This window comes from Bradyrhizobium sp. 197, from assembly GCF_023073375.1.
GTDB lineage: Bacteria > Pseudomonadota > Alphaproteobacteria > Rhizobiales > Xanthobacteraceae > Bradyrhizobium.
In genome coordinates this window covers 60,208-74,524 of record NZ_JADPJJ010000009.1, presented here as the reverse complement: position 1 = coordinate 74,524, position 14,317 = coordinate 60,208, and the positions used below count along the sequence as shown (strand labels likewise).

Below are 14,317 nucleotides of genomic sequence, written 5' to 3'. Positions count from 1 at the left end.
GCTTGCCCCGACGTCCTGTCGCGTGGGCGGCGACAGTTCTCAGACGACGTTGATCTTCTCGAAAATGCCTTCCGCGCCGATTTCCTTGGCGTAGGTGGCCATCACGGGGTCGGCGAGCTTCTTCATGGCGTCCCGCTCTTCGAAGGGAACGCGCTTGAGCTTGCCTGCCTTCTCCAGCGCGTCGAGCTTGACGACCTCTTCGCTCGACTCCACCTGACGGCCGTAATCGCCGGCCTCCTTGCCGGCCTTCATGATCGCGTCCTGCAAGTCCTTGGGCAAGGTCTTCAGCGTCTTTACCGAGAAGCAGATCGGCCGGATCGACACGGCGTGCTGGGTCAGGTTGAGATGCGGGGCCACTTCGTAGAACTTCATCGCCTCGACGCCGGCCGCTTCGTTCTCGCCGGCCGATATCACGCCGTTCTGGATCGCGTTGTAGATTTCGTTATAGGCGATCACCGTCGGGCTCATGCCCACGGCCGCAAAGGTCTTCGACCAGATCGGCGCGCCTTGTACGCGCACCTTCAGGCTCTTGAGGTCGGCGAGAGTCTTGAGCGGCTTGTTGGCGAAAATGTTGCGGATGCCACCGCCGGAATAACCGATCAGAACGACCTCGGCCTTGGCCGCGACTTCGTCGGCGATCGGCGCCAGGATATTGGCTTCGACGACCTTGTTCATGTGCTCGATGCCCTTGAACACGAAGGGCGCGTCGATGAACGGGGCCGCCTTGGCGAAGGTCGACATGTGAGCCGGCGAGACGATGCCGTAATCGACGGCTTTGCCCTGCGACATGTACTCGAAATACTGTTTTTCGAGACCGAGCGAGGAATTCCTGTGCAGCGTGAAGTTGACGGGCTTGCCGTAGTACTTCTTGACCAGCTCTTCGAACCGGAGCAGTGCCCGGTTGAAGGCGTGGTCGTCGTTGAACTGGACCGCGCCGTTCAGCGTGATCGGCGTCTGTGCCCTGATGATCGACGGCATGCCCATCGCAGCCGCCGCAGTGGTCGCGCCGAGCCCAGCGAGAAATGATCTTCGCTTCATCGTCTCCCCTCCCTTTGATACTCCGGCCCTGTCGCCGGGCCGTGAGCGCAGCCGGTATACGGCTTGCGAGAGGGAAGCGTATGGAAAACGTCGGCGGGACGGAAGTCATTTCGCGTGCGCGGGAGGTCCTCTTCGTCGCAGGGCCACCCCTTGCGCGAGCTGTTGCACTGCAACTTGCGCTCCTGCCGACGTGTGGCGGGCTGAGGGGAGCCCTTCTCCTTCTCGTATCAGACAGAGGGCTTGCGGACCTGTGCGCTGCACGCACAGACCCGCTCGCCTTCCACAGCACTTTAGTGCAAATGGCCAATCAGATAGATGCCGCCGCCGATCACCAGCACGGCCGGCACGGCCCACAGAATCAGAACGGGCATTGTGTCATCCTCCTCAGTTGGACGTGCAGACCTTGACGGTCTTCATGCCGCTTTCAGCCTCGGTGCGCGACTTGTAGATGGTGCCCGACGGGCTGACGACGGTCATCGACGTGTCCGTCGGCTTCTTGTCGACGATGGTGCACTTCTTGGTCTTGACGTCCTGCACGACGTAGAACTCGTTGGCCGCGAACGCCGGCAGGGAGAATGCGGCAATCATCAATGCCGCAGTCGCAAGCTTCGTGTTCATGATCTTCCTCCTCCAGTTGCCGGGCATGTCGGTCCGGTCGATCCGAACAACGGGAAAAAATGGCACTTTGTTCCTGACTTCGGGGAACGGTGCCTGCGGTGGAATGTTGGTGCGGCGCTTGGTCTTACGTGGAGGACAATATGAAGAAGCTGTTTTTGCTATCCGCCGCGGCCATCCTGATGACGACCGGCGCTTTCGCGCAATCCACCGTGGTGACCACCGGAACCGGGCACGCGACAGCGGTTCAGATCGAGCCGCAATACCGAACCAGGATCCAATCCTACGTCACCGAACACCGCGTTCGCCCGGTCACGACGAAGGAAAAAATCATCGTCGGCGCGACGGTGCCGAGCGAGGTCGAGCTCGAGCCGGTTCCGACGGATTGGGGTCCCTCCCTCACCAAGTATCGCTATGTCTATACCGGCGATCGCGTGATGCTGGTGGATCCCGCTTCGCGCACGGTCGTTCAGGAAATCGACTGATCAAGGCGTGACGCAAGGCGGCCGCCTACGCCATGTGTCTGCTGCTGACCGCGATCAACATGAGCTGATGCGCAGGCGTCCCCGGCTGCGCTGCAATAACTCATCTTTCAACGGCCCGCCGAACGCGAAAATCGTGGCGCAGCGCAAGTCCCACCCGTATGGTCCCCCCAAAATCATAATCCGGCGCCGCTGCACCGGAACCGGGACGCCCGCGTTTTGTCAAAGCTCACCCTGCCGGTCCGGCTCGCTCTTCTGGTCACGGGAACGATGTTGCCGCTGATCGTCTTTGCGGTCGGTATTGCCGTCTACAATTACAAGCAGGACCGGAACGACGCGACCCGCCGCGTGCTGGAGAACGTACGCAGCATGCGCCTCGTGCTGGACTCCGAGGTGCAGCGGATGACCGGCGGCTTGCAGGTCCTTGCGCTGACGAATTCGCTGCGCAACGACGACTTCCAGAACTTCCGCCGCATCGCGCTCGGCTTCGTCGACCAATACGGCAAGGGCGGCCTCGTGCTGATCTCCGATCGCAACGGCCGGCTGCTGTTCTCCTCGGCAACGGAGGACACTGCAAGCCTGCCGCCACGCGGTCATATCGAGATCATCGAGAAGGTATTTGCGACCAGGTCGCGGCAATATTCCGACCTGTTCACCGGCGCGATCAATGGGCGACAGGTGCTCACCGTCGAGGTCCCAGTGTTTCGCAACGGCGAGGTGATCTACGACCTCTGTTTCAGCCCGCCGATCAGCATCTTCCAGGATCTGGTGGAGAAGCAGCAGCCCGACAAGCTTTGGACGGTGTCGCTGCTCGACAACAAGGGGATCGTATTCGCGCGCGCGCCGAACCCCAGCGAAACCGTCGGCAAGCGCGCTTCGCCCTCGCTCTACGCCGAGATGTTCCGCAGCAGCGAGGCATCGCTTCCGGCAGTGTCGCTCGACGGCGTCGCCCTGGCCGGAGCCTACACGCGGTCGCAGCTGACCGGATGGACGGTCGCCGCCGGCGTCGCCGAGAGCTCGCTGATCGCTCCGCTCTGGCGCAACATCGCGATCACCAGCCTGATCGGCGGCATCCTGCTGCTGACCGGCCTGACCTTCGCGGTCCGGATGGCGACCACGATCGCGCGCGGCGAGATGCTGCACGATCTTCTGATCGATGAGCTTAACCACCGCGTCAAGAACACGCTGGCCTTGATGCAGGCGATCGCGGTGCAGACATTCCGAAGTTCAAGCCGGGACGAGCGGACGAAGTTCGAGGGCCGGCTTGGCGCGCTGGCCGAAGCGCATAATTTGCTGAGCCAGGAGAAATGGGCGGGGTCCGAGCTGCGGCACGTGATCGCCCGCGCGCTACAGCCGTTCCTGCTGAACAATCCCGAACGCATCCGCATGGCCGGACCCGCGGTGCCGCTGTCGCCACGGCTCGCCGTGGTGCTGTCGATGATCGTGCACGAGATCGCCACCAATGCCGCAAAGTACGGCGCGCTATCCAACGAGACCGGCCGGGTGACGCTGGAATGGGAAGTCATCGCCGATGCGCCGAAGCCGCGGCTGCGCCTGATCTGGACCGAGATCGGCGGATCGCCGGTGACGGCGCCGGTGCAGCGCGGCTTCGGCTCGCGCCTGATCGAGCGCAGTGCGCGCGACCAGCTCGGCGGCGAGGCGACCATCGACTTCCTGCCGCGCGGTGTCGTCTGCACGGTGATTTGCACGCTGGACGAAACGCGGTGAACGGGAGGCAGCGCCGATGAAAATCACCAATGTGCGCACACACATTCTCGAGGCAAAGCTCTCGCAGCCCTTCGCTTACTCGCGCGCCTGGTACGACACGCGTACCGCGATGCTGGTCGAGATCGAGACCGATGACGGACTTGTCGGCTGGGGTGAATGCTACGGCCCCGCACGGATCACGGCGGCGGTGGTGCAGAATGTCGCGCCGTGGCTGATCGGCGAGGATCCGCTGCGGACCGACGTGCTGTGGCAGACTGTGTACGCTCGCTTGCGCGATCACGGCCAGAAGGGCGTCGTGATCCAGGGGTTGAGCGGCATCGACATTGCGTTATGGGACATCAAGGGCAAGCATTTTGGCGTGCCCGCGCACCAGCTTCTCGGCGGCGCCGCGCGCAAGGAGGTGCCGGCCTATGCGACCGGCCTGTACCGATGCAAATCGGGCGATCCGCGCAAATATTTGCCGGAAGAAGCGGCCGGCTATGCCGCCGAGGGATTCCGCGCCGTGAAGCTGAAGGTCGGCTTCGGGATCGCGGAGGATACCGCGGTCACCTGCGCGGTGCGCGAGGCGATCGGTCCTGATGTTGCGCTGATGGTCGATGCGAACCACGCCTATGACGCGGTCGCTGCGATCCGGCTCGGCCGCATGATCGAGCGCTATGATATCGGATGGTTCGAGGAGCCGGTGCCGCCCGAGGACGTCGCGGGCTATCGCGCGGTGAAATCCGCACTTACCATTCCGATCGCCGGCGGCGAGTGCGAATTCACGCGCTTCGGTTTTCGCGACCTGTTCGCCGCCCATGCGCTCGACATCGCCCAACCCGACACCTGCGCGGCCGGCGGCCTCACCGAATGCAAGAAGATCGCCGACATGAGCGAGGCCTTCGGCATCCGCTACAATCCGCATGTCTGGGGCACCGGCATCGCGATCGCCGCCTCGCTTCAGCTCCTCGCCGTGTTGCCCTCGCACACGCCGAGTTCGCTGTCACCGCTCGAGCCGATGCTCGAATTCGACCGGACCGAACATCCGATCCGGCAGGCGATTTTGAAAGAGCCGATCGAGCACGAGAAAGGCATCGTGCGTGTCCCGGACGGTCCGGGCCTTGGGATCGAGATCGATCGCAAGGCGCTTGCGCATTTCGCAGCGAATTAAGCGCGTATTGAAATCGCCGCGCTCGATGCGGAAATGGGACATGACTACGCGTTCCCCTTCGCCAAAGTAGACACGCGACTGCATCGCCGTTCCATTGAGGGCCGCGAGTGCGCCAAACCGTCGCATCCCGGGGAGAGCATTCGCGCTGGGTGATGCGTTCCACGCGCGGCCGCGGAACAGAGCGGGGTATCGATCTTCGATCAGCGCGACCAGTCATGAGGCGGCCGTCATCGGGGCGCGCAGGTTCATCGAGATGAACGCTCGTTTATCTTCATGATTCCTGTCGCTCGCGGGCTCGCGCTTGCAACTTTTGCCTTTCGTTGATGTTGGGCCGACATCGAAACACTAACGAAGGAGGCACGCAGATGACAAAGACTGCGCTTGTTCTGGCAACCGTCGGCGCCCTCGGCGCGAGCGCCGTAGCAGCGCCGACGCCGGCGGAAGCCCGCTGGGGCGGCGGTTTCGGTCCGGCGCTGGCGGGCGGATTGATCGCAGGTGCCGTGTTCGGTGGCCTCGCCTCGTCCGCCTACGCCTATGGCCCTGGCTATGGCTACTACGGATACCCTGGTTATTATGGTGGCTACGCACCGGCGTATTACGGCGGCTACGAACCATATCGCTGGGGCGGCTACACCACGACCTACTACGGAAGCGGGTACGCTCCGGCCTATTACGGCTACCGGTATCGCCGAGTCGTGCGCCCAGCCTATGCGTACTATGGCGGACCGTTCCCACGGCGGCACTTCTATCACCATCGCTGGTATCATCACTGGTGACGTGAGGGCCGCAGCAAGGCCAGCGTGGAGCGCCGGGCCATCGAGACCGGAGGTCGACGCCTTCCGCTCGATCTGAAGGGTCCAACGCGCGCGATCGCGACGGATCGTCCAGCTGGCGTTCGAATGTACATGCGTCGGGAAATGCGACGAAGCAAACCAAGGAGGTTCAGATGAACACGAGGAAGAACAAGCTCCTGCTGACAACAGCAGTGCTGTTCGCCGGCGTCAGCCTGGCGTCGGCGCAAGGCATACGCGAAGGTGCCGGCGGCGGAATGAGCGCTGGCGGAGGCGGAAGCGGAACGAGCGCCGGTGGCGCAGCCAGCGAAGGTGCTGCGGAACACGGCCGGTCCGCCGGTTCGATGTCGCAGGGCGCAGGTGGCGCATCCCATGGCGAAGGAATGACGCAGAACCGCGCAGGCGGTCGGACCGAGGGTCCTTCCGCGGCGCGCGATAGCAGCCGAGCGGCGGAAAAGGCCGGCAACAGCGAGCGGCAGACGGTCGGTCAAGGCGGCGACCGCGACAAAGCACGAGCGTCCCAATCCAAATACGAGAAGCATGGCAGGGACCAGACGGTCGGTCAGAGCCGTAGCGATGGTGACAATGCGCGTCAGTCGAAGTCCGCTAACGACAAGAGCGGACTGAAGGACCAGACCGTCGGACAGAGCCGTAGCGAGCGCGATAGCACGCGCCAGTCACAAGGCGCGGAACGCAACAAGAGCACGACCACAGGCGCCAATACCAAGGACAATGCCCAAGGCAAGAATGCGCAGGGTCAGAACACCACAACCACCGGCGCAAACACCAAGAGCAGCGCCCAAGGCAAGAACGAACAGGATCAGGGCACCACGACCACAGGCGTCAACGCGAACAGCAACGCCCAAGGCCGGAGTGCACAGCAGGGTCAGGGCACGACGACCGGCGCCAACACGCAAGGACAGGCCACCGCTCAGGCGCAGCCCGACGCCGGGAACACCCAGAGCATGTCCGGCCGCGTGCAGCTGAACGCACAGCAGCAAACAAGGCTGCAGCAGTCGGTGCTGAGCTCACGCAATGTGGAACGCGTGCGGGTCAACGAAAATTCGATCAATTTTCGGGTCAATGCCGGCGTGGTCGTACCACGCAACATCTCCGTGGTTTCGATCTCGGATTACCCCGCGCTGATCGACGTCTATCCGGACTATCGCGACGACAGCTTCTTCGTCGTGGACGACGAGATCGTCGTCACCGACCGTGGCCGCAGGATTGTCGACGTTATTCCCGCCGGCCCGCGGACGCACTATGCGCAGCATGGCAGGTCGACCGGTGGCGGTGGCAGCGTTGCTGCGCTGGATCTCAGCCCCGACGAGATCCGCGTTGTTCAGCAGGTTCTGATCGAACGTGGCCTGTTGTCTGGCAAAGCGGACGGCATCCTGGGATCCGATACGCGTAGCGCACTGATGACTTTCCAGAGACAGGAAGGTTTCCAGACCACTGGCTCGATCGATTCCCGCACGGTCGCTGCGCTTGGCGTGTCGAACAAGATCAGCGCCACGCAGGGCCAATCGACGTCGGTGGGTCAGGGGCAGACTGGCCAGTCGACGCCTCAGAACACGACCGGGCAAAGCAACAGCCAGACCAACGCGCCGGCGCAGCAAAACCAGACCACGGGACAGGCTCCGCAGAACCAGCCATCCACAACCGGCCAGGCTCAGCAGAACCAACCAACGACATCGGGCCAGGCAGGCACACGACAGCCTTCGGGCGAGACGACCGGCCAGGCTCCGGCCCAGGGCAACGATCAGTCCACCAATCAGCCCAGCACCAACCAGAATACGCAGTCTGGGCAAACCAACCAGAACAATGCGCCGTCGCCTTCGACGTCGGGCCAGCCGTCTCAGAAATAAACCGGCCGGCAAGACGCCCAAGAGCCCTGCCTCTGGCGGGGCTCTTTTTGCATCCTATGCGGAGCCAAAGATGGGCCGGCCGTGCGGGACGGTTCGACAAGGTCAAGTTCAGTGCACGGCCATCGTCGGTGTCAACCTATGGACATCTCGCCCGTTACGCCGATGTGATCTCACTCGCTCGATCGGAGCGACATCGCCACAAGCCTTTTCGATGCATCAGGATGCGAACAAACCACGCGGCTTTTGCTTTATTCCGGAAGCCACCGCGATGAACACGCTCGATCTACCCGATCGTCTGCAGAGCCGGAAATGTCTCCAGCAGCCAGATGCTGACATTCGAGACTGTGCCGGTGAGAAAGCCGATGCCGGTGATCACCATCAAGACGCCCATGGCGCGCTCGACATTGGCGAGCTGGCCCTTCATGCGCGCGAACAGTTTTGAGAACTGCTCGATCATCAACGCGGCGATCAGGAAGGGAATGCCGAGGCCGGCCGAATAGACCGCGAGCAGGCCCGCGCCCTTGGTCACCGTCGCTTCCGCCGCGGCGACAGAGAGGATCGCAGCGAGGATCGGGCCGATGCAGGGCGTCCAGCCGAATGCGAAGGCGAGCCCCATCACATAGGCGCCCCAGAGGCCGACGGGCTTGGGCGCAGTCAAGCGTCCCTCGCGCATCAACAGGCCGATGCGCGTCAGGCCCAGGAAGTGGAGGCCCATCACGATGATGACGATGCCGGCCAGGATCGAGAGCTCGGCCGACCAGGCGCGGATCAGGCCGCCGATCAGCGAGGCACTGGCGCCGAGCGCCACGAACACCGTCGAGAAGCCGAGCACAAAAAGCAGCGCCGCCATCATGATCGCGCGCTTGGAGGCCGATGCCGGCTCGTCGCTCTCGACGTGCTCGATCGTGGCGCCCGTCAGATAGATCAGATAGGGCGGAACCAGCGGCAGGACGCAAGGGGACAGGAAGCTGACGAGGCCGGCAATCAGCGCCGCCGGGATCGAAACATTTTGCATGGTGCAGTCGGAGCCATCTCAGGCGCCAGCGCGGCGCGCGGGGAATGCGCGCGGCCCGGAGCCGAACCGGCTCTGGTGTAGCCGATGCCAGCGAATGCGCAACAGAGGCGCACAAAACCAGGGCTCCTCCCGATGCCGTCTGCAATCACAGATGCGGCATCGGGACGCGCACAAATCTCGCCAAAAAGCGAGATTCGGCGGCGCGGCTACTTCACCACGCGGAGCAGCGGACGCCGGGGCTGGTCCTGCGTCTGCTTGGAGGGGGGCAGCGGTTCGCCTGCAGCGCTCCGCAGCATTTCGTCGCACAGCGCCTTGAGATCGGCGCTGTCAATTCCTTTGAGTTTCATCCGCACGTCCAGAATGACAATGGACAGCAGCTCGGCTGACTCACGGTTGTTGCTCTCGTTGAGCACCCTGCGGCACGCTTCGAGTGTTTCCAGCACCGACTGCAACTGTTCGTCTGAATGCGACACCGGCGTTCTTTCCGTTAATTCGGCCCGTGAGACGTAATGACGACGATTCCCGCGGCCCCCATGGAGTACCGACGATAACACGAGGCCATTGCGCCTCCGAATAGGATTTCAGTGTGTTTTGGCGTTGAAACCGCGGTTCCGGCGAACATCGCGCCGGTGTGTCGGCTGTCGTCAAAATGCTCAGGCTTAAAACGCCTGGCGTGCTGCGATTGATCCATCGCAGAAGGCGGCATCGGCTCTCGCGCAAGGACATCCATTGCGGACAACGCCGACAATCCCGCAGCCATGTCGCGGCTCGCAACGGAACTCACGTCACACCCCTCATACGGGCGATAGTCCGCCCGATTCCCGGCCCTTGTTCGCTGCCCCTTGGCAGCACTCAAATACCACCCGCGACACAGTAAGGATGACGTTCAAAACTCGTCGTTCCCCAACCCGCCGTGGTTGTGGTTTGCCTCATATTCTGCCAGTTTAGCGACCTGAAGGGACTTGTATGCACTCCTTGGCGGAAAGGGGCGTTCCACTGGAGGAACGCCCAAAGATAAACATCAGCGGCCTCTCGGACTGGGATGCGGCGCGCATTTTCCTGGAAGTCGTACGATGCGGAAGTTTCCGCTCGGCGGCCGAGCGCCTGTCGCTGTCGATCAACGCCGTCCGCCGCCGGATCGATGATTTCGAACGCCAGACCGGCACCACCCTGTTCACCCGCGACGTCCACGGCACTCATCTGACCGACGAAGGCGCGCTGGTGGTCTCTGCCGTCGAGCGGATGGAGGCGGCTGCGTTCGACGTGCTGCGCACCAGCGATTCGACGGCGAATGCCCTGTCCGGCGAGGTCCGCGTCGCCGTGACCGAGGGACTCGGCACGTTCTGGCTCGCGCCGCGGCTGGTCGAATTCCAGCAGGCCTATCCGAAGATCCTGGTCGATCTGCATTGCGCGATGCGCTCGGCCGACGTCTCCCGCCACGAGGCCGACGTCGCCATCCACCTGTCGCGACCTTCGGCGCTCGACGTCAAGATGGTGCGGCTCGGGCGCATGCATCTGATGTTCTGGGCCTCCGAGAAATACATTGCAAAACATGGCGCGCCGCGCTCGGCGATGGAGTTGATCAAGCACCGCCTGGTGCTGCAATTCGCCGACCAGCTTGCCGCCAAGGAAACTTTCGAGAGCTTCTTCCCCGGCGTTCCGGAACGTGACCTTCTGGTCATGAAGACCAACGTCTCAAGCGCCAACTACTGGGCGGTCGCGAATGGCGCCGGAATCGGCGTGTTTCCGAGCTACGCCATTGCGCTTGGCGGGAAGTTGATTCCACTGGAGGTCGAGCTGAACAGACCGCTGGATATCTGGTTGTCCTACCATCCCGGTAGCGGTCGGATACCGAGAGTGCGGCACATGATTGACTGGCTGATCGAAGCCTTCAATCCGGCGCGTTTCCCGTGGTTTAAGGAAGAGTTCGTGCACCCGCATGAATTCAAGGACGAGTATATGGGCGAACCCCTGACCCAGCTCTTCGGGGGGTTTTCAACCGAAGACCGATGAGAAAAAAGATGAAGACAGCGGCGAAGAGAATGAAGCAGCGCAGTGCCGGCAAGCCGGACATTGAGCTGGGCAAACGGATCCGTCTGCGGCGCGTCGAGATGAAGATCTCGCAGGCTGAGCTCGGCGACAAGCTCGGCGTGAGCTTCCAGCAGGTCCAAAAATACGAGAAGGGCGTCAATCGCGTCGGCGCGGCTCGGCTTCAGCAGATCGCCACCTCCCTCGACGTGCCCGTGACCTTCTTCTACGACGGCGACAACAAGGCGCGCGAAGTCGAGAGCCTGCTGTTCCTGGACTCGGCCTTCAGCCTCCGCCTGCTGCGCGCCTACAGCAAGATCAAGGACCAGACGGTGCAGCGTCAGCTTGTCTCGCTGATGGAATCGATCGCAGCGAACGAAGCCTGAGCCGATCGGCGTTCGCGCCTTTCCGGCCGATGTTCAATCCGCCGCGTCACGGGGGCGCGGCCGGATTGGACGAGACCCGGCGCGCTCGTGCGCGGTCTTTTTCGGGGCGGCATGACCGCCCCTTTTTGTTGACGTTTGTGTCGCCCCCGCCCGCGGTTATCGCGAATCCATTCCGACCTGTCGCGACCCAATCCAGAGACCGCGCGTCCGACACGCGGGGCTCGCGATGCGCCGTGCTTAAGGGGCCGCAACCGGGAGGCGCTAGCCTGCCGCCGATTTCTCGAATCAGCACGACCTATTCGTCGCGCATGCACATGGAGGTGCTCGACGCCCACGACAATCCGATCAATCCGCATCCGGTCGACCGGTCGGGCACGCACACGCCGAATTTCACCGTGCGCCAGCAGAACGGCACTTCCGCAACGACGTCTATAACCAGGACGAGCAGCTCCTGGAGGCGATCGCCGAAGAGGCGGCGTTCTTCAGCAATGCCGGCAGCCATCCGCTCACCGCGCACATGGTGCGCTAGGGGCATGCCCCCGAAAAGCGCGCAGCGGTTCTCCGAAAAGATCATGCTCAATAAATAACGCCATGCAATCGCGGGACAGGCGGATGCAAAGCCGCATCCCCTGCCGCGGTTGACCCGGGCCCTGCCCCGGCCGCACATTGCGCCCGGCCTACGACAAGCGAGCACGCGATGCCTGATATTTCCAGCACGACCGAAACACCTTACGCCAGCGGCAAGATCCTCAAGCACACAGCCAGTGGCGTCGGCGTGATTACCTTCAACAATCCCGACAAGCGCAACGCGATGTCGCTGGAGATGTGGGAGGGATTTGGCGAGGCGCTGGCGAGCCTGCGCGACGACGCTGCCGTACGCATCGTGATCCTGCGCGGCGCCGGCGGCAAGGCGTTCGTATCGGGCGCCGATATCAGCCAGTTCGAGAAGACACGCCATAACGCCGCCGCGTCCGAGGAATATGCAAAACGCAGCGCCGCCCAGCGCGCGCTGCTCGCCGACTATCCCAAGCCGACGATTGCCTGCATCGAGGGCTTTTGCCTCGGCGGCGGCATGCAGGTCGCGATGCTCGCCGACATCCGCATCGCCTCCCATGGCAGCCAGTTCGGCATTCCCGCGGCGAAACTCGGCATCGCCTACGGCTATGATGGATTGAAACACCTGGTGTCGCTGGTCGGACCGTCCTGGGCGCGGCTCCTGATGTACACGGGCATGCGCATCGATTCCACTGAGGCGCTGCGCATCGGGTTGGTCGAGCGCGTGTTCCCCATCGATGAGCTCTGGGGTGAGACGATGACAATCGCGCAGACGATCTCCGAGAACGCCCCGCTCGCGATCAAGGCGGCCAAGCTTACCATCTCGCAAGTGCTGAAGGATGAAAGCGGCCGCGACATGGACGCGATCAAGGCGATCGGCAATGCCTGCATGGACAGTGCCGATTTCCGCGAGGGCCGGCAGGCCTTCATGGAGAAGCGCAAGCCGCAGTTTTCGGGGAAGTAGCGCCTCACACAGCCCGAGCGGTCCGCACTTGCCGGTGACCCGCCAACCGGGAGCTCTGCAACATCTCCTTCAAGGCCTGAATGTTCGCGGAGCCCGCTTCCCTGCGCCAGATGAGCACAGTCCACGCCCGATTCTCCGTTCGTCCCAACGGGTGGACGCTCAACAGCCTTCTGTCCGGAAAAGTGGTCAGAACGCTTTTGGGGATCAGCGCGACGCCCATGCCCGCAACGACACAGCCCAGCATTGCGTGATACGACGCCAGCTCGATCATGCGCACCGGCATTTCGTTTCGCCTTGCGTACCAGTCTTCAAGCCGCTTGCGATGCGGGCATCCGTGTTCGAAGACGATGATGGTACGTGGCAGGTTGCTGCCTTTCTTGACGATCGGCGGATGATTGGCAGCCGCAATAATCACCAACTCCTCCTCGAAGGCGAGCACCTTCTCAAAGGGCTCATCGGCGATAGGTTCGGCAACAAGCGCTGCATCGAGATCGCCGGCGAGAATGGCGCTCGCGAGAACCTCCGGATTGCCGGTGCGAAGCTCCAGAACGACCCCCGGATGCCGCCGGTGGTATTCGCTGAGCAGTCCCGGCAGCCTGACAGCGGCCGTGCTTTCCATCGCGCCGAGGCGGAACGTACCGCGGGGTTTTGCGTCTTGCAGGGCATAGCGTGTTTCATCCGCAAGCGCGAGCAAGCGATTGGCGTAGCCAAGCAGCACCTGCCCCGGGGGCGCCAGATGAAGGCGTTTACCCTCTCGAATAAAGAGGGCGACGCCGAGATCCTCTTCCAACTGCCGGATACGGGTCGTCACATTGGACTGAACGCGATGCAACCGCTCGGCCGCGCGGGTCACGCTGCCTTCGCGCACGACAGCGATGAATATCCGCAGATCCGACAGATCCATACATCTCTCAGTGTGATCAATTAGATCATAATTATTCATTATATGTGATTACGCGCCTCAGGTAAAGATCACGGCACGGACGATGGCTTCTGCCATCAGGGAAACAACAACGGAGAATGACGTGCCGAAGGCTTATTGGATTGTACGCGTCTCGGTTCGCGATGAGAAAAACTACCCCGAGTACCTTGCTGCGGCTAATCTGGCGTTCAAGAAATTCGGCACAAAATTCATCGTGCGTGGCGGAGCGTTCGAAAAAATGGAGGGAGAGGCCCGCCAGCGGAACGTCGTGGTCGAATTCAAGGATCGCTCCACGGCTGCTGCCTGCTACGCAAGTCCGGAATATCAGAGCGCGCGGATCATTCGCCAAAAGTATGCGGACGCCGATTTCATTATCATTGACGGCACTGCCGACTAGGGCGACTGCCGCCGCAAAGGCCGTGAACCGAGCTCGTCCCACACAGGAGCCTATCTGATGATCGTCACTGTATTTCGCACTCGAATGAATCCCGGCGCGCAGGATGAGTATGGGCCGATGGCAAAACGCATGAGCGAACTCGCGCGAACAATACCGGGTTACATCTCACACAAGGGCTTCGTTGCGGACGATGGAGAGCGAGTGACGATCGTCGAGTTCGAGACCGAGGAAGCGCTTCATCAATGGCGGATTGATCCCGAGCACGGCAAGGCAAAGCGGCGTGGGGTCGAAGCCTTCTTCAGCGAATTCAAGTTCCAGATTTGCAGCGTCATGCGGGAGCGGACGTGGACTGCAAGGGCAATTCGCGGCGCTTGAACT

The 14,317-nt window shown here is 62.5% G+C and carries 16 protein-coding genes; 10 read left to right on the top strand and 6 right to left on the bottom strand.

Annotated elements, in window-relative coordinates; translation table 11 throughout:
• Positions 1–39 precede the first annotated feature (39 nt).
• Together IVB27_RS03070 and IVB27_RS03065 are read right to left on the bottom strand one after the other, a co-directional pair.
• On the bottom strand, positions 40–1,038 hold the full coding sequence (locus tag IVB27_RS03070; RefSeq protein WP_247441297.1) for a TRAP transporter substrate-binding protein: 999 nt from the start codon (positions 1,036–1,038) through the stop codon (positions 40–42).
• A gap of 384 nt (positions 1,039–1,422) precedes the next feature.
• Positions 1,423–1,656: a hypothetical protein gene (locus IVB27_RS03065; protein WP_247441295.1), complete on the bottom strand. Its 234-nt coding sequence runs from the start codon at positions 1,654–1,656 to the stop codon at positions 1,423–1,425.
• Between the two features lie 140 nt (positions 1,657–1,796).
• Between IVB27_RS03065 and IVB27_RS03060 the strand changes: the two genes are divergently transcribed.
• The 5 genes from IVB27_RS03060 (at position 1,797) to IVB27_RS03040 (ending at position 7,672) form a co-directional block, all read left to right on the top strand.
• Positions 1,797–2,138, top strand: a complete 342-nt coding sequence (locus IVB27_RS03060) for a DUF1236 domain-containing protein (RefSeq protein ID WP_247441293.1) — start codon at positions 1,797–1,799, stop codon at positions 2,136–2,138.
• 267 nt (positions 2,139–2,405) lie between these two features.
• Positions 2,406–3,863 (top strand): sensor histidine kinase, encoded by a 1,458-nt coding sequence (locus IVB27_RS03055; protein ID WP_247441504.1) that lies wholly within the window; start codon positions 2,406–2,408, stop codon positions 3,861–3,863.
• A 16-nt stretch (positions 3,864–3,879) separates the two neighbouring features.
• Positions 3,880–5,013 carry a mandelate racemase/muconate lactonizing enzyme family protein gene (locus IVB27_RS03050; protein WP_247441291.1) on the top strand — a complete coding sequence of 378 codons (1,134 nt, stop codon included), beginning with the start codon at positions 3,880–3,882 and terminating at the stop codon, positions 5,011–5,013.
• A 365-nt stretch (positions 5,014–5,378) separates the two neighbouring features.
• On the top strand, positions 5,379–5,789 hold the full coding sequence (locus IVB27_RS03045; RefSeq protein ID WP_247342650.1) for a hypothetical protein: 411 nt from the start codon (positions 5,379–5,381) through the stop codon (positions 5,787–5,789).
• A 170-nt stretch (positions 5,790–5,959) separates the two neighbouring features.
• Entirely contained in the window at positions 5,960–7,672 is a 1,713-nt protein-coding gene (locus tag IVB27_RS03040) for a peptidoglycan-binding domain-containing protein (RefSeq protein ID WP_247441289.1), read from the top strand.
• 283 nt (positions 7,673–7,955) lie between these two features.
• On the opposite strand, the gene IVB27_RS03035 is transcribed toward IVB27_RS03040, so the two are convergent.
• Together IVB27_RS03035 and IVB27_RS03030 are read right to left on the bottom strand one after the other, a co-directional pair.
• The gene (locus tag IVB27_RS03035) at positions 7,956–8,687 is read right to left on the bottom strand and encodes a cytochrome c biogenesis CcdA family protein (RefSeq protein WP_247342645.1); all 732 of its coding nucleotides are present in this window, start codon (positions 8,685–8,687) and stop codon (positions 7,956–7,958) included.
• Positions 8,688–8,893: 206 nt separating this feature from the next.
• A complete protein-coding gene (locus tag IVB27_RS03030) occupies positions 8,894–9,160 on the bottom strand; it encodes a hypothetical protein (protein ID WP_247342642.1) in 267 nt (88 codons plus the stop codon).
• Positions 9,161–9,653: 493 nt separating this feature from the next.
• Here IVB27_RS03030 and IVB27_RS03025 point away from each other — a divergent pair, with 493 nt between their 5' ends.
• Together IVB27_RS03025 and IVB27_RS03020 are read left to right on the top strand one after the other, a co-directional pair.
• Entirely contained in the window at positions 9,654–10,700 is a 1,047-nt protein-coding gene (locus tag IVB27_RS03025) for a LysR family transcriptional regulator (protein WP_247342640.1), read from the top strand.
• 29 nt (positions 10,701–10,729) lie between these two features.
• Complete coding sequence (locus tag IVB27_RS03020) at positions 10,730–11,101, top strand: helix-turn-helix domain-containing protein (protein WP_247317264.1); 372 nt, start codon at positions 10,730–10,732, stop codon at positions 11,099–11,101.
• A gap of 295 nt (positions 11,102–11,396) precedes the next feature.
• On the opposite strand, the gene IVB27_RS03015 is transcribed toward IVB27_RS03020, so the two are convergent.
• Positions 11,397–11,681 carry a hypothetical protein gene (locus IVB27_RS03015; protein ID WP_247441288.1) on the bottom strand — a complete coding sequence of 95 codons (285 nt, stop codon included), beginning with the start codon at positions 11,679–11,681 and terminating at the stop codon, positions 11,397–11,399.
• Positions 11,682–11,798: 117 nt separating this feature from the next.
• Between IVB27_RS03015 and IVB27_RS03010 the strand changes: the two genes are divergently transcribed.
• Complete coding sequence (locus IVB27_RS03010; RefSeq protein ID WP_247441287.1) at positions 11,799–12,620, top strand: enoyl-CoA hydratase; 822 nt, start codon at positions 11,799–11,801, stop codon at positions 12,618–12,620.
• A 4-nt stretch (positions 12,621–12,624) separates the two neighbouring features.
• Here the strand turns inward: IVB27_RS03010 and IVB27_RS03005 are convergent, their stop codons facing one another.
• Positions 12,625–13,524, bottom strand: a complete 900-nt coding sequence (locus tag IVB27_RS03005; protein ID WP_247441285.1) for a LysR family transcriptional regulator — start codon at positions 13,522–13,524, stop codon at positions 12,625–12,627.
• Between the two features lie 82 nt (positions 13,525–13,606).
• Here IVB27_RS03005 and IVB27_RS03000 point away from each other — a divergent pair, with 82 nt between their 5' ends.
• Together IVB27_RS03000 and IVB27_RS02995 are read left to right on the top strand one after the other, a co-directional pair.
• Positions 13,607–13,939: a DUF1330 domain-containing protein gene (locus IVB27_RS03000; protein WP_249811110.1), complete on the top strand. Its 333-nt coding sequence runs from the start codon at positions 13,607–13,609 to the stop codon at positions 13,937–13,939.
• A 57-nt stretch (positions 13,940–13,996) separates the two neighbouring features.
• Positions 13,997–14,314, top strand: coding sequence for an antibiotic biosynthesis monooxygenase family protein (locus IVB27_RS02995; protein WP_247441283.1), 318 nt, complete (start codon positions 13,997–13,999; stop codon positions 14,312–14,314).
• The last annotated feature ends 3 nt before the right edge of the window (positions 14,315–14,317 follow it).